A 20091-nucleotide genomic window follows, 5' to 3' on the forward strand; every position below is an offset into this window, starting at 1 on the left:
ACCTCACCTTGCTAAGTGGAGAGCTCTCCACTACGGTATTCGGAGAGTTCTCCACTTACTTTAGAGGGGCGTCATGCAGTACATCAAGCTCGGCACCACCGGCCTGGACGTGTCACCCATCGCCATCGGCGCGATGACCTACGGCGAGCCCGACCGGGGCCATCCCGTCTGGTCCAAGGGGGAGAAGGAGGCCCGCCCGCTCATCAAGCACGCGCTGGAGGCGGGGATCAACTTCTTCGACACCGCGAACCTGTACTCGTACGGGTCCAGCGAGGAGATCCTCGGCCGCGCGCTCAAGGACTTCGCCGACCGCGACGAGGTGGTGATCGCCACCAAGCTCCGGCACCCGATGCGGCCCGGTCCCAACGGCCGTGGCCTGTCACGGAAGGCGATCATGACCGAGGTCGACCACTCCCTGCGCCGCCTCGGTACGCACTACATCGATCTCTACCAGATCCACCGCAACGACCACGCGACGCCCTGGGAGGAGACGCTGGAGGCGCTCAGTGATCTCGTGAAGGCCGGCAAGGTCCGCTACCTCGGCGCCTCCTCCATGCACGCCTGGGAGTTCGCCAAGGCGCTTCACCTGCAGCAGCAGCACGGCTGGGCGCGCTTCGTGTCCATGCAGAACCACTACAACCTGCTCGCCCGGGAGGAGGAGCGGGAGATGATCCCGCTGTGCCTGGACGAGGGTGTCGGCACGATCATCTGGTCCCCGCTGGCCCGCGGCCGCCTCGCCCGCGCCTGGGACGACGCCCGCTCGACGGTGCGCTCCGAGACGGACGGCGCCTACGCGGACATGCTCTACTCGCCCGAGCAGGAGTCCTCCAACCGCGCGATCATCGACGCGGTCGGACAGGTGGCCGACGGCCACGGTGTCAGCCGCGCACAGGTCGCGCTCGCCTGGCTGCGCCGCCAGCCGGTCGTCACCGCGCCCCTGGTCGGGGCCGGTTCGATCCGGCAGATCGACGAGGCCGTGGCCTCCCTCGACATCGAGCTCACCGACGAGGAGGTGCGCGCCCTGGAGACGCCGTACACGCCGCGGTACGACTGGCAGGGCATCTCCGACGAGGCCGAACTGGAGGCCATCCGCAGGCGCGTCCCCGGCATGGCCCTTTCATGAACCCCATCGTCCGCTCCGGCGCGGCCGCCCGCGCCGGAGCCCTCCTCATCCTCCTCGGCCCGCTCGTGTCCTGGCTCGCCGAGTTCATCACCGCCGCCGCCTGGCAGAACCCGCCGTACTCGCCCCTGTACAACTGGGTCAGTCACCTCGGCCTGACCGGCCCGGCACAAACCGCGTTCGGACAGGTCGCCAATTCCCCCCTCGGTGCCGTCATGGACACCGGCTGGGTGAGCTACGGCATCCTCCTGATCGTCGGCGCGTTCCTCGTGTTCGACCCGCGCAAGGGTCCCCGCCCGGTCATCATCGTGATCCTCGCCGTCCTCTCCGGCGTCGGCGTCTCGCTCGTCGGCATCTTCCAGGGCTCCAACGCCAACGTCGACAACGGCCTGATCGCGTTCCACACCCTCGGCGCGCAGGGCGTCATGCTCGCCGGCAACCTCATGGCGATCGCCGTCGGAACCGGCGGACCCCGCATCGGTCTCGGCAGAGGCCGCTCGATCACGACCACCGCGCTCGGCACCGCCGGACTGATCGCGTTCCCCCTCTTCATGGCCGACGTGTTCACCGGCTGGATGTGGAACATCGGCATGTCCGAGCGCGCCGTGATCTACCCCATCATGATCGGCCACGCCCTCCTGGGAAGCAGCCTGGCCGCCACCCAGCGACATGCTGCGACGCGGCCGCCAACACCGCCCGAAGCCCACGTCGCGAACTGGAGACACAGATGACACAGGTACTGGTCACCGGAGGGACAGGATTCATCGGGAGCTGGTGCGTCCTGGCCCTGCTCGACGCCGGGCACACCGTCCGCACCACAGTCCGCGACCCGCGGCGCGCGCCGGCACTGCGCTCCTGGCTCCACGCAGCCCAGCCGTTCCAAGACGACCGCCTCACGGTCGTACGCGCCGACCTCGAACGCTCCGACGGCTGGGACGAAGCCGTCGCCGACTGCGACTTCATCCTCCACGTCGCCTCGCCGACCCTGCGTAGCGCACCGGCGAACGACGACGAGATGGTGGTCCCAGCGCGCGAGGGCGTCCTGCGGGTGCTGCGCGCCGCCCGCGACGCCGGCGTGGGCCGCGTCGTCCTCACGAGCGCCTTCGGAGCCGTCGGGATTGGGCATCCCCCGCGCTCGACCCCGTTCACCGAGGAGGACTGGACCCACATCGACAGCGACATCCCGCCCTACCAGCGGTCCAAGACGCTCGCCGAGCGCGCCGCCTGGCAGTTCATCGAGGACGAAGGCGGTGGCCTGGAACTGGCGGCGGTTCATCCCGTGGGAGTCCTTGGACCACTGCTGGGTCCAAACGACCCACCATCCCTGCGCCTTGTGCGGAGAATGCTCGAGGGACGGGTTCCTGCGTGCCCTCCCTTCGGGATGGGTTATGTCGACGTGCGCGACGTGGCGGACCTGCACCTGCGCGCGATGACCGATCCGGCAGCCGCCGGCGAGCGCTTCCTCGCGATCGCGGGGCACAGCCTGCGCCTCGTCGACATCGCGCGCATTCTGCGTGACCGCCTTGGCGAGCACGCTGCGAAGGCCCCGACCCGTGAACTGCCCGTGTGGCTCACGCACGCGCTGGGCATCGTGAACCCCGAACTGCGACTGCTGAGGCACCAGCTCGGCCGGGATCTCGACGCCACAAGCGCCAAGGCGGAACGCCTCCTGGGATGGCGGGCGCGTCCCATCGAGGACACCATCGCCGAGACCGCCGAGAGCCTCCTCGCCCACGGCATCGGGAAGTGACCGGCTCGCACTTGGGCAGTGCCCAGGTCAGGGGAGGGGGCTACTGGAGCGGGGCGACTGCTGGCGGAGCGGTCATGGACAAGGCAGGCGCCTTCAGCCGGCACGGGCAGCAGTTCCTCGAAGACATGCCCACATCGTCGAGGGGCCGTGTGTCGGTCAAGGGATCATCGGGGACTGGTGAGCAGCTCGACGACCAGGGCGAGGGATTCCCGTCGGGATACGCATGTGGATGCGTCCTCTCCGTCTCCTCCTTCACCGGTCGGGTCAGGCCGCGGCGCGGGCTGAGTCCGGCGAAGACCCGGCTGACGGGCTGCTGCGGCGCCGCGGCCAGGCCGCCCAAGCGCTCACCCTGACCCTGAGATTCGCCGGCGGCACCACCTGGGAGAAGACCCGCCGCCTGCCCGAACCCTCCGCGCACGACGAAGACCTACGCACCATGGCGTACCAGCTGATGGATGCCGCCGGTCTACAGCGCGCCCGCCTGACCGGTATCGCCTTGAAGGGCGAGGACCTCATCGATGCCGACCAGGTGACCCAGCAAATCAGCCTGGACGCCGCACGGGAGTCCCGGCTCCTCGCCGAAGCCGCCATGGACCACATCCGGGCCAAGTTAGGCCCTCACACGGTCGGCCCCGCCGCTACCGCGCCCTTCCGCCGAGCCTCATGACCGCGCGCGGTGCCGGCTGAAACCAGCATGACCGGAGCCCACACGCACTGGTGATCTTCTGGGCGTTCGGCTCCGCACCGCGTGGGCCGGCTCCTACCGTCGTCTCCAGCGTGCGACGGTAGGAGGGCGGGGAGATGTGGATCCACGGCAGGAAGGGCTTGCTCATCGGGGCGCTGCGGGTCCTGCGCGATCATGAGGAGGTGGCTGAGCACGGCTGGGTGCTGTTCGGAGGCTTGCGTCCTGACCACCACAAGACGGTGGAGACGGCGGCCGGGCAGGGCCTGGTGGAGCTGGCCGACCGGGACATGCGCGCGGAGTTGTCCGCGTATGAGGGCCGACCCGTTGCGTGGGCGGCCCGACTGACGGGCCACGGCCGGGATGGGCTGGCCTACACCGAGGCCAGCCCCGCCCCCAACCGCCGGCCCGACGGGCCGGTAGACGGCGAGCAGGTGGTCGAGCTGCGCCGCTCGGAGATGGACGCACTGCGCCTGTACGTGCACCTCGGTGCCCGGCTGCGCAAGCCGCCGGCCGACGGCCTGGAGGAGAAGGTGCGCACCACGCGCCGGCTCGGCAACCTGTGGATTCTGCACCTGAACGAGGAGCAGATCGAGTCGGTGGCCTACGCCTTCTACGTGCGCTCCGTGGGCGGTTCCACAGCCGAGGCCAACCGGTTCGGCCGCGAGCACGGCGTCACCTTCCGCCCGTCCGGCCGATAGCCAGCCTGCGGCCAAGCCCCCCCAACGGCCAGCAAAGCTCTGTCGCCTTTCACGCCCGCAGGGCATTTGTGCACGGCTTGTTGGGACGAATCACGCCTGTGGCCGGGGACGCGGCGTGTGGTGCAGTCGTTCGCAGCGGTGCGACGGCCCCTTCTTTTCTCCCCTGGGGGTGACCCTGGCCAGATGGTCCTGTGCCCGGCCTGGAGAGCCGGTCACCGTGCGTCCCGCCGAAACGCGACCGCCCTGGCTTGTACGCGAGTTGCGGCTCTGGCTCAACCTCTTTGAAGGCTCCCCTCCCTGGGGCGCATTCCATAGGTGGGGGAGGATTTCGCTTACGAGGTGCCTTGCTGATCGGTGCCGTTGGAAGCGTGGCAACTCCCATAACCTCAGGTCAGCGGCACCTCTCTGTATCCGGGGCTACCCGAACCGGTCGTCACGCGACGGATCCAGGCTCAGGGTGGCTGGCTCACTGCCAGAAACACTCATCGATGACGATCTGAGGATCGGTGTTTCTGCGGGCGAAGTGGTACCGGAGCCACCCTCGGCCGTGGTCGAAGTAGATGACGTGCTCGCCACCGGGGCGGGTGGACTGGACGGGTTCGACACTCATTCCGCCTGGGAGGTCGCGGTCGCTGTCGATGCCCCGGAAGTACGGGTCAGCGGCGGTGACGAGTTCGGCGCGGGCTGCGTCGACCAAGGCCCGGGCCTCTTCGGGGAGGGCGTTTCTGTTGTCCTCGGCGTTCTTGGTCCAGTCGGCTTGCCATGGCGGCCCCATGAAGTGCTCGGTCACTGGCCGGGCTCTGCCTTCGCTGCCGCGCGGCGGATGCGTCCGGCTTCTTCGATGAGTGACTTGGCGCGGGCGTAATCGGGTTCCCGGCTGGCCTCGTCCTCCAGGCCGTGCACCTTCGCTTCTAGTTGGGGATCGCGGGCGAGGGCGAATTCGCCCCACCAGCGGGCCATGAAGGCAGGGACCGGCGCGAGGTCGTAAGCGTCGGCGATGTCGCGGCGCCAGTGTCGATCGAAGTCGACGAGGAGTTGCGGCGCATGCTGGGCGATGGCGGCGCGGAGCGCCTTCGGTGTCCTGTCGGGCATGGAGGGCACGGCCCCAGAGCCATGGGTGGCGGTAGTCATGAACGGCAGTTCCCCTACTTGGCGGTCGGTCAGGCGGCAGTTGGCTTCATCCGGCCTGGGGCCCTGCCGTCAGGCTCTTCGGCAGATGGCGTCTTGTTGTCCTTGGTGGGGCTTTGTGTGCACTGCTGTCCGGCCCGGGCGAGGCTGTTGTCGCGCAGGGTGTAGATCATGCTGGAGTCCTTGTAGCCCAGCATGCGGGCAAGTCTAGCGACCCGTCCGTACGGCAGCTTTCCGCCGACGGGTGCGGTGACGGCGGCACGAACGTCGTCTTCGAGTTGTCTGCGGAGCTGGGCGAGCTGCTTTTCCGCGCGGGTGATCTCGGCGCGGGTATTGCGGACCCTCTGCACGTCGGGGTCCTGGTCGTCCTTGTTCTGTTTCGCCGACATGCTTCGCAGCATGACACCACAGACCATGGTTTGCAACACTGCAGATATATACACTCTGGTTTCACAGACCGCAGTATTGTGGCTTCGCCATCGGCGCGTCGGCGTTGAAGTCTCCCCGCCCTTCAGTTGAAGTCTCCCCGCCCTTCAAGGCAGGGGAGACTTTAAGAACCGAGCAGTCCCTGCCTACCGGGCCGTGCGCACCGCCGTGCTCGAGCCGCCCAGGAGGTGGTTGATGAGTTGCTCGGTTTCCGTCTCCAGTGAGCAGTCCAGTGTCTGGTTGCCCTGTTGCAGGTGGGTGATGGCGGTGTAGTCCTTGCCGGTTCCCGGCCGTATGTTCGATCTGGAGCCAGTCCCGGTACAGCAGGTCTGCCTACCGCTGGCTGGGCAAGCCGGTTGCCGACGCCGTGCTGGAGGAGGCGTATCGCGCGAACGCACTGTTCGACGCCCACTGCGACGACCCGGAGTTCGGTTACCGGTTCCTGGTCGATGAAGCGCGTGGTGCCGGGGCGGGCATGGCCGGGCGCACCGCGTGGCGGATCTGCCGGGACAACCGCGGGTGGAGTGTCTTCGGGAAGAAGCGTGGCCGGGGGCAAGAAGGCCGGCCAGCCGGTGCACGACGATCTCGTGAGCCGCAACTTCACCGCGACCGGCCCGAACCGGCTGTGGCTCGCCGACATCACCGAACACGCCACCGGCCAAGGCAAGCTGTACCTCTGCGCGATCAAGGATGTCTTCAGCAACAGGATCGTGGGCTACTCCATCGATACGCGGATGAAGTCCCGCCTCGCCGTAGCCGCCCTGGACAACGCCGTGGCCCGGCGGGAACACGTCGACGGGTGCATCCTGCACAGCGATCGCGGATCACAGGGCGGTCCCGGAAGTTCGTCCGGGCCCTCGACCACCATCGGATGGCCGGATCGATAGGGAGAGTCGGGGCGGCCGGCGACAACGCGGCCATGGAATCCTTCTTCAGCCTGGTGCAGAAGAACGTCCTCGACCGCCGGACCTGGGCCACCCGCGAAGAACTGCGGATCGCGATCGTTTCCTGGATCGAGAGGACCTACCACCGGCGCCGCAGACAAGCCGCACTCGGCCGACTGACACCCGTCGAATTCGAGGCCGTCATGACCACACCGGCCCTCCAGGCCGCGTGACCGAACCTGACCTGCCGCCCAATCGTGCAGCAGACCCCTGATCGTGCGCATGCCGCAGGATCCGCATGATGAGCAGCCGTGGCTATGACGAAAGCCTCGGCCGAGCCGGGCGGGGCTCACGGCCAGACGTCGCCGCTGCTCCCCTCGTCGTGCATCCATACGACAAGCCATCACCCAATCGGCCTATGCGTGCCGCGCGCCGATGTGCAACGTAGCCCATTCGGCGGCACGGTGGGCGTGACCCGGTTGCCGTCAAGCGACCGCTGTGATCGCTGATGTGCGGGGAGGCGTCGTGATCGTGATAGCTCTGCTCGTCCCGGAGGTAGTGCTCCTCGGGTTGTTCGCGCTGACCGCTCTGGAAGATCTCCTCTTCCCACCGCCCCAACCTTCCGTACCGGAACAGGCAGTCCTGCAACAGCCTGTTCACCCTCACCGGCTGCCTCGCCCATCGGACTGACGCATGGGCGGTGAGGGCAACAGGCGCGTTCAGACGTACATCGCCGCCACGAGTGCAGCGATGATGGTGAATACCGCCACTGGCAGCATGACCTTCCGCCACCTGGCCAGCCGGTCGGCAACATCGGGCTTCGAGTCACCTCGCAGCCCGTTCTGCGGAGGCGACACCGGGCAACCTGAGCGGTCCCCGCCCGTGTCGCCGAGCCAGCAGGCGCCAGTCAGCCGAGCAAAGACCGTATCGGTGGGCCGATCGTTCAGGGCACTCATGCCCAGGCCAACGACGAGCCGCGCCAGCCGGCCACCGCCGCGAGCGAGCTCGTCATTCCTTCGATGCAAGACCGTGATCGGCTGGCTCCGAGCTGAGCTGGGCAAAGGGCCTCGCCCGGGCGCACGGCTACCCGTGTCGCGGCCCGCGTCGCCTCACCGCAGGCAACCCGTTCGGGGGTCGCTGTCGGGCGGCGGCCGGGCGGGTCGGGTTTGTCTGGGACGGTAGCCGACCGGCATGCAAGAGCCGGTCGGGCCTTATGCGAGGAGAAACCGTGTCCCAAAGCATCACGCAGTACAAGGACGCGCACACCGTCATCTACGGCAGCTCCAGTTTGGACCGTCTCGTCACCGAGGAACAGGCCGGCCACGCGGCCGCCTGGGAGGCCACGCGGAAGCTCAAGGAGTCCGGGCAGCCGATCGACGACCAGAGTCTGCCCCACACCCTGGAGGCGCTGGCGCGCCAGCAGGCCGATCGGCTCCTGATCGACCTCGGCCTGGACCACCTGGACAACGAGGAGGTCAGGCGTCACGCGGCGGCCGCAGCAGCGCGGATCGCCCCCGAGTTCGTCACCGTCTGACCGCGGCGGCTCGCGCACCATCAGTGCGGAAGGCCGCGAGCACCGGCGCCTGACGCCCCTCACTCCCTTCGGCCGTCCCTCGGCCGAAGGGAGCATCGCCGGCTTCGCCATGTCCTGCCTGAAGAGCGGCGGTCGGCAAGCGCCGGATGCCGTTGCTCGAGGGGGTGACTACGCTGAATACCCAGTCTGAAAATCGTTTCGCATGCGCTGCTGGTGTGCAGTCGCGCCTGGGGCTGTGAAGCCGATTCCAAGACCCTACATCTGGTGATGCTTGGGGCTACTGCGGTTTGCCATGCCCCGAACGATCTGGAGCGGCGCGATCAGCTTCGGACTCGTCACGGTGCCGATCAATGCGGGCGGCGCGACCGAGGACCACTGCGTCCCCTCGCTCGTGTGCCTATTCCTGATGTGGCCATGACATCGCGCCCCGTGTGACACGTTGGCGGACGGACGCGACGGGTGATGGGTGGGGCGTTGTCGCAGCCCCTGACCCGGCTGGGTGGTCACCGTGCCGTTATCGGCTCCGGTGCGTTGTGGGCGCGACGGTAGGCCAGTGGTGACAGGCCCAGGTACGTGTGGAAGTGCTTGCGCAGGGCGACGGGGTCGCCGAAGCCGCAGGCGGTGGCGATCCGTGCGACGGTCAGGTCGGTGGACTCCAGCAGCAGGCGCGCGTGCGCCAGCCGCTGCTGCGCCAGCCACTTCAGCGGGCTGCTGCCCACCTCGCTGCGGAACCGCCGGGTGAAGGTGCGCACGCTCATGTGCGCGTGCCGGGCCATGTCCTCCAGGGTGACCGGCTCGGCCAGCCGGTCCAGCGCCCACTGCCGGGTCGCCGAAGTGGAACGGTCGGTGTCCTGCGGAACCGGGTGCTCGATGAACTGGGCCTGCCCGCCCTCGCGCCACGGCGCCACGACGCAGCGCCGCGCGGCGGCCGAGGCCACCGCCGCCCCGTGGTCCAGACGGACCAGGTGCAGGCACAGGTCGATGCCGGCCGCTCCGCCGGCGGAGGTAAGGATGCGTCCGTTGTCGACGAACAAGACGTCCGGATCGACCTCGACGTCGGGGAACAGCCGCGCCAGCGCGTCACACAGCCCCCAGTGCGTGGTGGCCCGCTGACCGTCGAGCAGACCGGCTGCCGCGAGCAGGAAGGCCGAGGTGCACAGGCTGACGATGCGGGTGTGCGGCCTTATCCGGTCCAGCGCCGCGGCGAGTTCCTCGGGGAGCGCGCCGGTCGCGAGCAGCTGCTCGCTGGGCTCCTGCGTGGCGAGAACGACGGTGTCCGCGGTCTCCAGCACCGACTCGTCGTGGTCGACGACGATCCGGTAGTCCTCGTGCGTGCGCACCGGCCGGCCGCCGAGGGAGCAGGTGACGACGGAGTACAGACGGGTCCCATCCGGTTCACAGGCCTCGTTGAACACCCGGGCCGGGATGCCCAGGTCCAGCGGCTGGACTCCGTCGAGGGCGAGAACGACAACACGATGCCTCATGGCCGGAATGGTACGACAGATGTCCCCCCGGCCACTCACCCGCCTCCGCGGGCGCACGCCACTGTTTGTGTGGCGGGGACGCGGTCCCCGCTGAAGGAAGAGCAACACAGGCATGAGCGAGGACATCATGAGTGAGCACACCATGCGGGCAGTCACCATCAGCGAGTTCGGCGGAGCGGAGGTGCTGACCGTCGAGGAGGTCGCGCGCCCGGTGCCGCTGCCGACCGAGGTGCTGGTACGGGTGCACGCCGCCGGGGTCAACCCGGTGGACTGGAAGACCCGCGAGGGCGAGGCCGTGGCGGGGCTGCAGACGCTTCCGCTGATCCTTGGCTGGGACGTGTCCGGTGTCGTCGAGGAGGTCGGCTTCGGCGTCACCACCCTGAAGGTCGGCGACGAGGTGTACGGCATGCCGTGGTTCCCGCGCGCCGCCGGCGGCTACGCCGAGTACGTGACCGCACCGGCCCGCCAGTGGGCCCGCAAGCCGGCCACCCTGGACCACCCGCACGCGGCCGCCGTGCCGCTGGCGGCGCTGACCGCCTGGCAGACCGTGGTCGACACCGCCCACGTCCAGGCCGGCCAGCGCGTCCTGATCACGGCCGCCGCCGGCGGGGTGGGCCACTTCGCGGTCCAGTTCGCCCGGCACCTGGGCGCCCACGTGATCGCCACCGCCAGCGCCGCACGCCACCCCTGGCTCAAGGAGCTCGGCGCCGACGAGACCATCGACTACACCACCACCCGCTTCGAGGACGTCACCAAGGACGTCGACGTCGTCATCGACCTGGTGGGCGACGCCCACGACAACACCAGCACCCGCTCGCTGAAGGTTCTGCGCCCGGGCGGCCTGCTGGTCGCCGTCCCGGCCGGTGTCTCCCCGGAACTGGCCCAGGCCGCCGAGGCAGCCGGGGTGCGCGTCACTGCGTACCTGGTCGAGCCGGACGGTACCGCGCTGACCACGATCGCAGACCTGATCGACGAGGGCGCGGTCGCCGTCGAGGTGGAGGAGACCTTCCCGCTGGAACAGGCCGGCGCGGCCCACGCCCGCGTCGAGGCCGGCCGCACCCGCGGCAAGGTCGTCCTCACCGTGACCGACTGACCTTCCCTGCAAGCAGCGAAGAGCAGCACCGTGTACTACGAGATCCGCCGCTACCAGGCGCAGCCCGGACGCCGCGAGGAGTGGGTGCGCTACATGGAGGACGTGGTCATCCCGTTCCAGGCCTCGCTGGGCATGGACGTGACCGCCTCCTTCGACGACGCCGAGGACGACGACGGCTACGTGTGGATCCGCCGGTTCGAGGACGAGGCCCAGAGCGAGGCCCTGTACACAGCCGTGTACCAGCACGACCGCTGGAAGAACGAGATCGGCCCGGTCGTCTACAGCCTGCTGATCCCCGAGAAGTCCGTCGTCACCCGCGTGGTCCCCACCCCCGCCTCACCCCTGCAGTGAGGCGGCCCCCGCGCGCCTCGCACGCCACGGACCACCCGTACGGCACCACAACGAAGGAACGTTCATGACTACCGACGCAATCCAAAAGTCGTCCCCCGCCTCGTCGATCACCAAGGTCGCCGCTGGCGCACTCATCCAGGCCGTGCACAGCGCCGCCGCCCGGATCGGCTTCACGGCGGCCGTCGCCGTCACCGACCAGGGCGGGCACCTGAAGGCGTTCGACCGCGCCGACGAGGCACCCTTCCTCACCGCCGAGGTCGCCCTCGACAAGGCGTGGACCGCGGCCTCCTTCCACACACCCACCCACGCGTGGAACGACTACCTCGCCAACCCGAAGATCGCGCCGCTGGCTGGCCACCCGCGCCTGATGGCGGTCGGCGGCGGCTACCCGATCATCGACAAGGGCCGGTGCGTCGGCGGCCTGGGAATCTCCGGCGGCAGCTACGAGCAGGACCAGCAGGCCGCCGAGGAGGCCCTGGCCGCTCTGGGATTCGAGCTGCCCGTTCACTGACCGCCCTCGGATATTGCCACAGGAGGTGTCCTGCGGCTGGCCCGCACCGGTCGGCCGCAGGGTAGACACCCGCGCGGCGAGAGCTCGGGCGGTTTGAAGACATACGCCCGAGTTCAGGGGATACCCATGTCCCCGATCACCACTGCCGCGAGCGACGACCGGCGTTTCGCTCTGGTCATCCGGCCCACCGGCGTCTTCCGCCTGCTGGCCTGGCTTCCGGTCAGCTCCCCGTATCACGCGCTGTGCTGTGACAACGCCCGCTCGCTCGGTCGGCCTGACCATGGCCCTGACCCTGTGGGTCGATGGTGATGCCGCAGCCTGCGGCCGACAGCCCAACCGCGCCGCCCGCGGCCTTATCGCGCTTAACCGCCCCGCCACGCTGCCTTACATCGGTGATGTCGTGTTCACCGACACCTCCGACGCCGACGGCAACCCCCACGGCTCAGCCGCACTCAGGCTCTGAGCGTTTTCAGCGTTGCCTCTCGAGGGTGAGGATGGCCCGGACGGCTGACGTGAGCCAGCTGGGGCTGCAGCGGGCGTGGCGGAAGATGTGCCAGCGTTTGACGGTGGCGACGCCGCGCTCGACTGGGCAGCGCAGCCGGGCATGGGCCTTGTTCAGCGATTTCTCCTTGGCGGTGAGCTCCTTCTTGGGCCGTCGGCGGATCGGGGCTGCGATGTGTGCGCCTGCGCCGGTGTAGGCCAGGTCGGCCAGGGCGGGGATGTTCAGGCGGGTGCAGGTGGCGATGATGCGGTGCCGGCGGGCGGCGGTCAGGTCGTGGGTGCGCCCGGGCAGCGGGGCGGAGATCCACGTGAGCTTGCCTGTGTGACCGGTGATGACCTGCAGGTTCACTCCATGACGGCGGTGCTTGCCGCTGTAGTCGGCCCGGCCGTCGCCACTGCGGTCGCACTCGGCGAGGGTGCCGTCGATCAGTACATACTCGCTGTCTGCTTCGCGCAGGGCCTGGGTCAGGCCGGGTGCCCTGCCCGCGAGGAGGGTGGTGACCGCACGGACGTAGGCATGGGCGGTACCCACGCTGATGCCGAATCCGGTGGCGATCTGAGCGAGCGGAGTGTGCCGACGCAGGTACACCAGAGCGACGATCGCGCGCTGGGACGGGCGGAGCTTGCACCGCCGGTCACCCTCCCGGGTGACGATCAACATCGTTACCCACTCCACGAGGGCATGCGGCAGGTCCAATGCTGCAGGATAGACAACCAACGAGGCCCTCCGGGTGACGAGTTGAGGCGTGAAGCACCTCTCTCGACACCCCGAGGGCCTCGGGCGTTCTGTCATGGCCCGCACCAAGCCCACAGTCACCCGATCGATGGCCACTCTGAGAGGGCGGAATGAGAGGTGATGTCCGTTCTGTCGTCGCCTGAACGTGTGGCCTTACCGCCTCCGCCAGGTCGCGGGGCTGGCGCCGTGCTGAGGCGGCTGCGTGAGTGACCGCAAGCCCTACAAGAGCGACTTATCCGACGAACGCTGGGCGCTGGTCGAGCCGGTGATCACCGCATGGAAGGCCCAGCACCCCTCCTCAGCGGACATGAGGGCCGCTACGCGATGCGGGAGATCGTCAACGCGCTGCTCTACCAGTCCCGGACCGGCTGCCAGTGGGAGTACCTTCCGCACGACCTGCCGCCTGCCGGGGCGGTGAAGTACTACTTCTACACGTGGCGTGACGATGGCACTGACCAGGTCATTCACGACCTGCTGCGCTGGCAGGTCCGCGAGAAGAGGGGCCGATTAGCCGACCCCAGCCTGGTGGTGCTCGACACCCAAAGCCTGCACGCGGCGGCCGGGGTGCCGGCCGAGACGACGGGACGCGATGCGGCGAAGAAGGTGCCGGGACGTAAGCGGGGGCTTGCCGTGGACGTGCTGGGTCTGGTGATCGCCGTGGTGGTGCTGGCCGCCTCCGTCCACGACAACGCCTTCGGCACCGCTCTGCTCGACAAGGTCGCAGCAGGTAGCGGCGGCACCGTGACGAGGGCTCTGGTGGACCAGGGGTTCAAGAAGACCGTCGTGGACCACGGTCAGCGGGTGGGCATCGACATCGAAGTCGTCGAGCGCAACCCGGCCGAGACCGGGTTCGTCCCGCAGCCGATCCGCTGGCGGGTGGAGCAGACGAACGGGATCTTGATGCTGCACCGGCGACTCGTACGCGACTACGAGCACCGACCTGCCTCGGCCGAGTCCCGGGTCTACTGGGCGATAAGCGACGTGATGGCCCGTCGGCTGACCGGCAGTGCGACCTCCTGGCGCGGCACATGACCAGCGGGGACCTGACCCTGGGGGCGGTGCTGGTACGTCTGGAGGAGCGCGAGCGGGAGATCGCCGAGCAGGCCGAAGAGACCCGTGAGCAGATCACGCGGCTCACCGCCGTGCTGGACGAACTCGGCCGGGCCGCCGAGGAAGTGCGGATCACCCGCAAGACGCTGCTGGAACTGCCCGACCCCGGCCCGCCCGGGCCGTCGGCGTCCGCCCCGGAGCTGCCGGACGGGGCGGACTACCAGGAGATCATGGCGGTGTTCGCCCAGGCAGACGGTCCGCTACGGGCACGGGGCGTGTGCGAGGCGATGGACCTGGACCCGGCTCCGAACAACATCAACAACGTCCGTTTGAAGCTCAAGCGCCTGACCGGGCGCAACATCCTGACCGAGCCAGAACCGGGGCTGTTCACCCTGCCACGTCCGTAGTCGTCAGGCGAGGGCCGGGGCGGATCGGCCGCAGATCACGGCGCATTCGGGCCTGGTCCGCGATGACATACGCGTCCCGGGCGTCGGTCTTGCCCTCGCCGCGGTAACCGTCGGCGGCCCGGTTCACCAGGCGGCCAGGCAGGTAGAGGACCTCCTGGCCGTGGTTGAGCAGGAGGGCGAGCAGCAACGCCGGTTCGCCGCCGGTCATGTCGATCGCCCAGGTCACCGGGCTTCCGTCCGCCAGGGCCAAGACATCGCCGATGAACGTGAGCAGCTCGGGCTCGTCGTTGGCCACACGCCGCGACAGCAACGTGGTGCCCTCGGCGTCCAGGGCGAGGCCGTGGTGGTGGCCTTTGCCGCTGTCGATCCCCGCCCATATTCGACTCATTGCGCTCCTGACGTGCGTGTTCGTGACGTTCTTGCCACGGACGACCTCGCCGGCATTGCTCTCGTCAGCGACTGTCTCGCACTTCCTAATCGGCGGCCGAGTCGTCGGGGGCACCGGGCGGCGAAGCATCTAAAGCCACAAGCGGCAGCCCTCTGATAGCCACACCCTGCACCCCTGGGCGTCCCCCCTACGAATGGGGGACCGACCCGTCCAAGAACGAAGAGCCCTCTGACACCGGCGGAGGCCGGCGCTCTGCTTGCGGCGGGCCTGGCCCCCACGAGCGCCTCGCCTCGGGGCCGGCGCGGTGATCTCTCCGAGGGACCAGGAGCCGGTTCCCGGGCCGCTTCGGGTCCGGCCCATGGTCGCACCTTGTGCTCGGCGCTACTTGCGCGGCTGACCGGTCCTTCTGTGCGTCATACGGCGCACTCGGACCGTCGGCCGTTCTTCGCCTACAGCTCCGACCGCCCTGTGGGCCGACAGCGTTCGGGTCGCATGCGCGTCGCGACATCCGCCAAGGACATGCCGGCCCTGTCTCCGAGGGGCACGCCGGCTTCGCTGTTCCGCCGGTCATCGTCCCTTTCGCCTCCCAGTCGGTCAGTGCGGCGCTGAAGTAGGACGTGGCTCAGGACCCAGCGGAGACGTGACGGGTTCGTTGCCGTCGATGTTGCTTTACAGCCCCGCAATGTTGGATTAACTTCCAACATTGGAAGCAGTTCCAAGTCTCCGCGAGCCCAACGATGCGAGCGGTGTTACGGAGGTCCGATGACCGACCGATTGAATGTGACGTTTCCTTCGGGGCCGGGCGAGTGTCACGCCTGGCTGTACCTGCCCGAGGGTGGGGGTCGGCGTCCCGTGGTGGTCATGGCACACGGTCTCGGTGGGGTCCGCGAGATGCGACTGGACGCCTACGCCGAGCGTTTCGCCGCCGTCGGCTACGCGTGCCTGGTGTTCGACTACCGGCACTTCGGGGCCAGCGGCGGTCAGCCGCGACAGCTCCTGAGCATCAGGCGACAGCTCCAGGACTGGCGGGCCGCCGTGGCGTACGCGCGCTCCCGGCCGGAGACCGATCCCCGGCGCGTGGTCATGTGGGGCACGTCCTTCAGCGGCGGCCATGTCCTCACGGCCGCCGCGCAGGACCCGGATGTCGCCGCGGTCATCGCTCAGGGGCTGTTCACCGACGGCGTGGCCTCCGCTCTCGCGATGCGTCCGATCAGCTCGGTGAAGGTCATGGCTCGCGCCGTACGCGATGTGGTCGGCATGTGTCTGGGGCGTGCACCCGTCATGGTCGCGACCGCCGGACGCCCCGGCTCGGCGGCGCTGATGACCGCACCGGACGCCGAGCCGGGTTACCTCGCCCTGGTGCCCGGCGATGTCCCGTTCGAGAACCGGGTGGCAGCGCGTTTCGCCCTCGACATCGTCCGGTACCGGCCCGGTCGCAGGACCCGGAGAATCGTCTGCCCGGTGCTGTTCTGCGTGTGCGAGACGGACAGCGTGGCCCCGTCGGGGCCCACGCTCAGGTACGCCCGCAAGGCACCCCGCGGCGAGATCCGTCGCTATCCGGACGGTCACTTCGACATCTACCGCGGTGAGCCCTTCGAGCGCGTCCTCCACGACCAGCTGGCTTTCCTGGCCGCCCACGTCCCGATCGCGCAGGGAACATCCCCGCGATGACCTGGGAACCGGCTCCAGACGTCATGTGGACCAGACCTCCGCATCCACCCCCGAACAGAGGCAGACAGCTATGACCCGCTACGACCTCACAGGGCGCACCGTCGCCCTCACCGGCTCCACCGGCGGCCTCGGCATCGCCCTGGCCAACGCCCTGCGCGACCGGGGTGCCAACCTCGCACTGCTCGACCTCGACGCCGAGGCGGCCCAGGCCCAGGCGGAGAAACTGGGTGGCGACACAGTCGCCCGGGGCTGGGGCGTGGACGTCCGCGACCTCGCCGGACTGCAGACGGCCATGCACGAGGCCGCCGCGCACTTCGGGCGCCTTGATGTCGCCGTCGCCGGCGCGGGCATCGACACCATGGCCCCCCTGGCCACCATTGACCCTGCCGCCTACGAGCGCGTGATCGACATCAACCTCAACGGCGTCTGGCGCACCTTCCGCGCGGCTCTGCCCCACGTCGAGGCCCAACGCGGCTATCTCCTCGCGATCTCCTCCATGGCCGCCTTCGTGCACTCGCCGCTCCAGATCTCCTACACCGCGAGCAAGGCCGGCGTGTGGGCGATGTGCGACAGCCTCCGCCTGGAGGTTCGCCACCTGGGTGTCGGTGTCGGCAGCGCCCACCCCACGTTCTTTCGCACTCCGATGATGGACGACGTGACCGCGGACCCGGCCGGGCACGCCCTCTGGGGCGGCAACTCCAAGGGGATGTGGAAGATGGTGCCGCTGGAAAAGGTCATCGCCGGTATCGTCCGCGGCATCGAGCGCCGTGCGGACCGCATCGTCGTCCCCAGGTCCCTCACCCTGACCGCGAACGCTCCCGGTCTGTTCCGGCCGGTACTCGAACGTGTCGGTTTCCGCCCTCAGACGGTCCAACGCGCCCTCGGCCTCGCCTCGGCGTCAGGCTGGCACGACCGGGCGGCGCATGAGCGCCACCAGGCCGGTTCCCGCTGAATTCCAGGCTGAAGAAAGCCGCCCAGGGGGTCCGGCCGCTCGAGCACCTCGTAAAGTAGCGAAGACCATGGCAATCAAGGTCACACGCACGACACGTCGGGCCGCCGCAACCCGCGCGGCCATCGTCGACGCCGCCGAGGAGCTGCTGGCCGCCGGAGGCCCCGACGCGGTCACCTTGGAAGGCATCGCCGAACGCGCGGATGTCGCCGTGCAGACGGTGTACAACCGCGTGGGCGGCCGCGCGGCCGTTCTCATCGCGGTTGCCGAGCGGGCACTCGAGGACAACCGGACCTACATGGACGACGCCTACGCTGCCCCGGGCACCCCCGTGGAACGCATCAGGGCCGCCTCCGCCGCGTACGTCCGCTTCGCCGCCGAGCGCCCACACCAGTTCCGCCTGCTAGCCGAGCCGCCGGACGAACCCGCGGCCCTGGAACGGGTCGCCGCGCTCGTCGACGAGCAGAACGCCAAACTCGCCGCCGCCCTGGCCGACGGGGTGGCCGACGGCTCGCTCGCCGCCGACCTCGACCCCGTCACCACCGCCACCGCGTTGTGGGCTGCCATGAACGGCGTTCTCGGCCTCTCCTGGCGCGCGGACCGACTCCGCGCTGACGCCTCCCATTTGACGGAACTCGTCGCAGCTGTGGAAAGGGTGGTTCTCCGCGGACTGCTCGCCCGCTGAAGTCCGCCCGGGGCCGTGCCCTCCATGAATCCGGATACGAAGAGACGGCGGCCTTCTCGCCCGCTGGCGGTCACCCCTGTCATCGTCCCTTGCCAGAACGCGCCGTCCGCCGTCGTCGTCCCGGTCATCTGCAGCGGGTTGTACAGCAGACCGAGGCTCAGGAAACGAGTGCGAACAGTGGCGCCGTGGCCGAGTTGAGCACGGCGTAGTGGTAGGCGGCGAGGGTGTTGACGCCGATCGGGTCGGTGGGGTCGGACACGGTGACCGTGTAGATGCGGCCGTCCGCGACCGAGAGCCGGGGCAGGGCCGCGCTCTTGACATCGGTGGACCAAACGAAGCGGCAAGCGCCTGACCGGGCGCAACATCCTGACCGAGCCAGAACCGGGGCTGTTCACCCTGCCACGTCCGTAGTCGTCAGGCGAGGGCTACTTCATCCACAACGACGAAACGGACATCAGCTCACATCCCGCCCTCTGAAAAAGCTCTCTGACTCTGGTCGGCCTGTACCTGGGCACGGCCACGGTCGACCTCATGCCGCGCCCCCGCTCCTGACGCAGGTCATGCGCTGGCTCCCGGCCCATCTGAGGGGCCGGCGCCCCCGATCAATTCAGCAGCGAGGGAAAAGATCAATGCGGAGGGGGGCTGTTCAGGCTTTCACCGTGATCGGCCTGCGCTCGGACGTCGACATGCGCGATCTTTTCATCGCCGGAGTGATCTCCGGACCGGTTGCTGAGGAATTCGCCGTTCTGGAGACAGGCGAAGAGGAATTCACTCGCTGGGTAATGGAATTGGACGTCCCGGACGCCGATACCGCGGCAGCACGCGCCTACGTGCAGTGCCGCACGGATGAGGAGGTCGAGAGGGAAAGCGCCGGGGCACTGCTGCAAGCCGTCCTCGCGGACGTGTCCATCGGTTCTCGGCGGGGCGGGGACGTCTCGGCCGGGGCGGTGTGCATCTGGGTTGGCGCCGGTGCGGACGCGTACGTGTGCATGTCGGGCACGGGCGGCACGGAGAACGGGATCGATTATGACCCGGCGGAGCATCACGGCTGGTGCGTGGTCTACGGCTCCGGCGCCGCCGGCGCCGCCGGTCCGGTTGTCCTGCACGACGGGTCCGGCTGCCGCGACTTTAGGGCCGACATCACCGCCGTCGTGGAGAGGATCCGTCGCTTCCTCATCGCCGTTCGCCGCGCCCGCCAACTCCCAGGCGGGCGCGGCCCGCCCGATCCTTTCGAGAGGACCGGATGCATGTACCTGGTGACAGCAGACATCAAGCTCGATGTCGTCGTCGCCCCTGAGTGCGCCGACGACCTCGACGACGAAACGCGCACCGCCATCGAGGCCGCCGCCTTCACTTGGCAGCCCGACATCGATGCGCTCCGCGAAGCCGCCACCCGCCTGCGTCGGATCAACGACTGGATCAGCGGCGGTGTCGACATGGAGCCGGACACTGCGGAACTCTTGCGTAACCTCCTGCCCCGTCCCATCCATCGCCTGCTGAGTTGAAAGGGTGTTCCTGACCTGACATGCCACGCAAGCAGGATGGGTGTAGCTCTCGGAGCTACACCTACATCAGCTGCTGTCGTGGCACTCGTGTTCGGTCGGGGACTGGCAGGCCTGGCACAGTTCGTGCCGCCCCTGGAAAGTGATCACGCTTCCCCAGCCGTTGCACAGCTCGCAGTCGGCAGCCAAAGCGGCGTTGGCGCGGGGGTTGGACTCGGGGGCGGCCGTCGTTGTGTAGGTCATGAGGTTCTCCTGGTGCCGGGACCGTCCCGGTGGTGCACTCGCTGGCTGCATGATGCCCATTCTATACCGTTTGATGTCCGATTGTGCCCGACTGTGTATATGTTATGACCGTTTTGCCTGGTGGCGGCCGGCCTCGCCTGCGGCCGGGAATCGGCCCTGAGGCGGTGCCGTGGCGGGGGCTGCCGGCCGGTGGGCAAGGAGCTTTCGCGGCGGGAGTCCTCCGGCTCGCCTGTCGCGGGGCGGGCGTCTGGCCTCATGTCGCAGCGTCGAACGGTGGCGGCATGGGCAGAGAGGG

General features: G+C 68.9%; 22 protein-coding genes and 4 pseudogenes. 18 read left to right on the top strand and 8 right to left on the bottom strand.

The window, feature by feature from the left end:
- The first annotated feature begins 73 nt into the window (after positions 1-73).
- The 5 genes from ACQPXS_RS45160 (at position 74) to ACQPXS_RS45180 (ending at position 4253) form a co-directional block, all read left to right on the top strand.
- Entirely contained in the window at positions 74-1123 is a 1050-nt protein-coding gene (locus ACQPXS_RS45160; RefSeq protein ID WP_433455244.1) for an aldo/keto reductase, read from the top strand.
- Positions 1120-1851: a DUF998 domain-containing protein gene (locus tag ACQPXS_RS45165; RefSeq protein WP_433455245.1), complete on the top strand. Its 732-nt coding sequence runs from the start codon at positions 1120-1122 to the stop codon at positions 1849-1851. Before ACQPXS_RS45160 ends, ACQPXS_RS45165 begins: the two co-directional genes overlap by 4 nt.
- Positions 1848-2870, top strand: a complete 1023-nt coding sequence (locus tag ACQPXS_RS45170) for an SDR family oxidoreductase (RefSeq protein WP_433455246.1) — start codon at positions 1848-1850, stop codon at positions 2868-2870. The genes ACQPXS_RS45165 and ACQPXS_RS45170 overlap by 4 nt, the downstream gene beginning before the upstream one ends.
- Positions 2871-3099: 229 nt before the next feature.
- On the top strand, positions 3100-3537 hold the full coding sequence (locus tag ACQPXS_RS45175; RefSeq protein WP_433455247.1) for a hypothetical protein: 438 nt from the start codon (positions 3100-3102) through the stop codon (positions 3535-3537).
- 134 nt (positions 3538-3671) lie between these two features.
- Positions 3672-4253, top strand: coding sequence for a DUF6417 family protein (locus tag ACQPXS_RS45180; RefSeq protein ID WP_433455248.1), 582 nt, complete (start codon positions 3672-3674; stop codon positions 4251-4253).
- 466 nt (positions 4254-4719) lie between these two features.
- Here ACQPXS_RS45180 and ACQPXS_RS45185 read toward each other — a convergent pair whose 3' ends face one another.
- From ACQPXS_RS45185 to ACQPXS_RS45195, 3 genes are read right to left on the bottom strand one after another with little or no spacing between them, the layout of a single operon-like run.
- Positions 4720-5043: a hypothetical protein gene (locus tag ACQPXS_RS45185; protein ID WP_433455249.1), complete on the bottom strand. Its 324-nt coding sequence runs from the start codon at positions 5041-5043 to the stop codon at positions 4720-4722.
- Positions 5040-5384, bottom strand: a complete 345-nt coding sequence (locus ACQPXS_RS45190; RefSeq protein ID WP_433455250.1) for a DUF6247 family protein — start codon at positions 5382-5384, stop codon at positions 5040-5042. The genes ACQPXS_RS45185 and ACQPXS_RS45190 overlap by 4 nt, the downstream gene beginning before the upstream one ends.
- Positions 5385-5413: 29 nt before the next feature.
- Positions 5414-5770 (bottom strand): hypothetical protein, encoded by a 357-nt coding sequence (locus tag ACQPXS_RS45195; protein WP_433455251.1) that lies wholly within the window; start codon positions 5768-5770, stop codon positions 5414-5416.
- Between the two features lie 359 nt (positions 5771-6129).
- On the opposite strand from ACQPXS_RS45195, the pseudogene ACQPXS_RS45200 reads away from it, so the two are divergent.
- Positions 6130-6924 (top strand): annotated as a pseudogene (locus tag ACQPXS_RS45200) (IS3 family transposase); the annotation flags it as partial.
- A gap of 486 nt (positions 6925-7410) precedes the next feature.
- Here the strand turns inward: ACQPXS_RS45200 and ACQPXS_RS45205 are convergent.
- Positions 7411-7647, bottom strand: coding sequence for a hypothetical protein (locus ACQPXS_RS45205; RefSeq protein WP_433455252.1), 237 nt, complete (start codon positions 7645-7647; stop codon positions 7411-7413).
- Positions 7648-7919: 272 nt separating this feature from the next.
- Here ACQPXS_RS45205 and ACQPXS_RS45210 point away from each other — a divergent pair, with 272 nt between their 5' ends.
- Together ACQPXS_RS45210 and ACQPXS_RS45215 are read left to right on the top strand one after the other, a co-directional pair.
- Positions 7920-8225 carry a DUF3759 domain-containing protein gene (locus ACQPXS_RS45210; RefSeq protein ID WP_433455253.1) on the top strand — a complete coding sequence of 102 codons (306 nt, stop codon included), beginning with the start codon at positions 7920-7922 and terminating at the stop codon, positions 8223-8225.
- 292 nt (positions 8226-8517) lie between these two features.
- Positions 8518-8607: pseudogene (locus ACQPXS_RS45215) on the top strand (Ku protein); the annotation flags it as partial.
- Positions 8608-8728: 121 nt separating this feature from the next.
- On the opposite strand, the gene ACQPXS_RS45220 reads toward ACQPXS_RS45215, so the two are convergent.
- Positions 8729-9709 carry a GlxA family transcriptional regulator gene (locus ACQPXS_RS45220; protein WP_433455254.1) on the bottom strand — a complete coding sequence of 327 codons (981 nt, stop codon included), beginning with the start codon at positions 9707-9709 and terminating at the stop codon, positions 8729-8731.
- Between the two features lie 127 nt (positions 9710-9836).
- On the opposite strand from ACQPXS_RS45220, the gene ACQPXS_RS45225 reads away from it, so the two are divergent.
- The 4 genes from ACQPXS_RS45225 (at position 9837) to ACQPXS_RS45240 (ending at position 12127) form a co-directional block, all read left to right on the top strand.
- Entirely contained in the window at positions 9837-10802 is a 966-nt protein-coding gene (locus tag ACQPXS_RS45225) for an NADP-dependent oxidoreductase (RefSeq protein ID WP_433456237.1), read from the top strand.
- Positions 10803-10832: 30 nt separating this feature from the next.
- Complete coding sequence (locus ACQPXS_RS45230; RefSeq protein WP_433455255.1) at positions 10833-11153, top strand: NIPSNAP family protein; 321 nt, start codon at positions 10833-10835, stop codon at positions 11151-11153.
- A 64-nt stretch (positions 11154-11217) separates the two neighbouring features.
- Entirely contained in the window at positions 11218-11664 is a 447-nt protein-coding gene (locus ACQPXS_RS45235; RefSeq protein WP_433455256.1) for a GlcG/HbpS family heme-binding protein, read from the top strand.
- A gap of 280 nt (positions 11665-11944) precedes the next feature.
- Positions 11945-12127: a hypothetical protein gene (locus ACQPXS_RS45240; protein WP_433455257.1), complete on the top strand. Its 183-nt coding sequence runs from the start codon at positions 11945-11947 to the stop codon at positions 12125-12127.
- Between the two features lie 6 nt (positions 12128-12133).
- Here the strand turns inward: ACQPXS_RS45240 and ACQPXS_RS45245 are convergent, their stop codons facing one another.
- Complete coding sequence (locus ACQPXS_RS45245; RefSeq protein ID WP_433455258.1) at positions 12134-12883, bottom strand: transposase family protein; 750 nt, start codon at positions 12881-12883, stop codon at positions 12134-12136.
- Positions 12884-13103: 220 nt separating this feature from the next.
- Here ACQPXS_RS45245 and ACQPXS_RS45250 point away from each other — a divergent pair.
- Positions 13104-13933, top strand: a pseudogene (locus ACQPXS_RS45250) (IS5 family transposase).
- Entirely contained in the window at positions 13930-14358 is a 429-nt protein-coding gene (locus ACQPXS_RS45255; RefSeq protein WP_433455259.1) for a hypothetical protein, read from the top strand. Before ACQPXS_RS45250 ends, ACQPXS_RS45255 begins: the two are co-directional and overlap by 4 nt.
- Positions 14359-14371: 13 nt before the next feature.
- Here the strand turns inward: ACQPXS_RS45255 and ACQPXS_RS45260 are convergent.
- Positions 14372-14746: pseudogene (locus ACQPXS_RS45260) on the bottom strand (IS110 family transposase); the annotation flags it as partial.
- Between the two features lie 762 nt (positions 14747-15508).
- Between ACQPXS_RS45260 and ACQPXS_RS45265 the strand changes: the two are divergent.
- From ACQPXS_RS45265 to ACQPXS_RS45280, 4 genes are all read left to right on the top strand, one after another.
- Positions 15509-16417 (top strand): alpha/beta hydrolase, encoded by a 909-nt coding sequence (locus ACQPXS_RS45265; RefSeq protein ID WP_433455260.1) that lies wholly within the window; start codon positions 15509-15511, stop codon positions 16415-16417.
- Between the two features lie 70 nt (positions 16418-16487).
- On the top strand, positions 16488-17369 hold the full coding sequence (locus ACQPXS_RS45270) for an SDR family NAD(P)-dependent oxidoreductase (protein ID WP_433455261.1): 882 nt from the start codon (positions 16488-16490) through the stop codon (positions 17367-17369).
- A 67-nt stretch (positions 17370-17436) separates the two neighbouring features.
- A complete protein-coding gene (locus ACQPXS_RS45275) occupies positions 17437-18051 on the top strand; it encodes a TetR/AcrR family transcriptional regulator (RefSeq protein WP_433455262.1) in 615 nt (204 codons plus the stop codon).
- Between the two features lie 659 nt (positions 18052-18710).
- Positions 18711-19556, top strand: coding sequence for a hypothetical protein (locus tag ACQPXS_RS45280; protein WP_433455263.1), 846 nt, complete (start codon positions 18711-18713; stop codon positions 19554-19556).
- A 66-nt stretch (positions 19557-19622) separates the two neighbouring features.
- On the opposite strand, the gene ACQPXS_RS45285 is transcribed toward ACQPXS_RS45280, so the two are convergent.
- Complete coding sequence (locus ACQPXS_RS45285; RefSeq protein WP_433455264.1) at positions 19623-19796, bottom strand: hypothetical protein; 174 nt, start codon at positions 19794-19796, stop codon at positions 19623-19625.
- Positions 19797-20091 lie beyond the last annotated feature (295 nt).

Origin of the sequence: Streptomyces sp. CA-142005 (assembly GCF_050942335.1) — a bacterium.
In the GTDB taxonomy this organism is placed as follows: domain Bacteria; phylum Actinomycetota; class Actinomycetes; order Streptomycetales; family Streptomycetaceae; genus Streptomyces.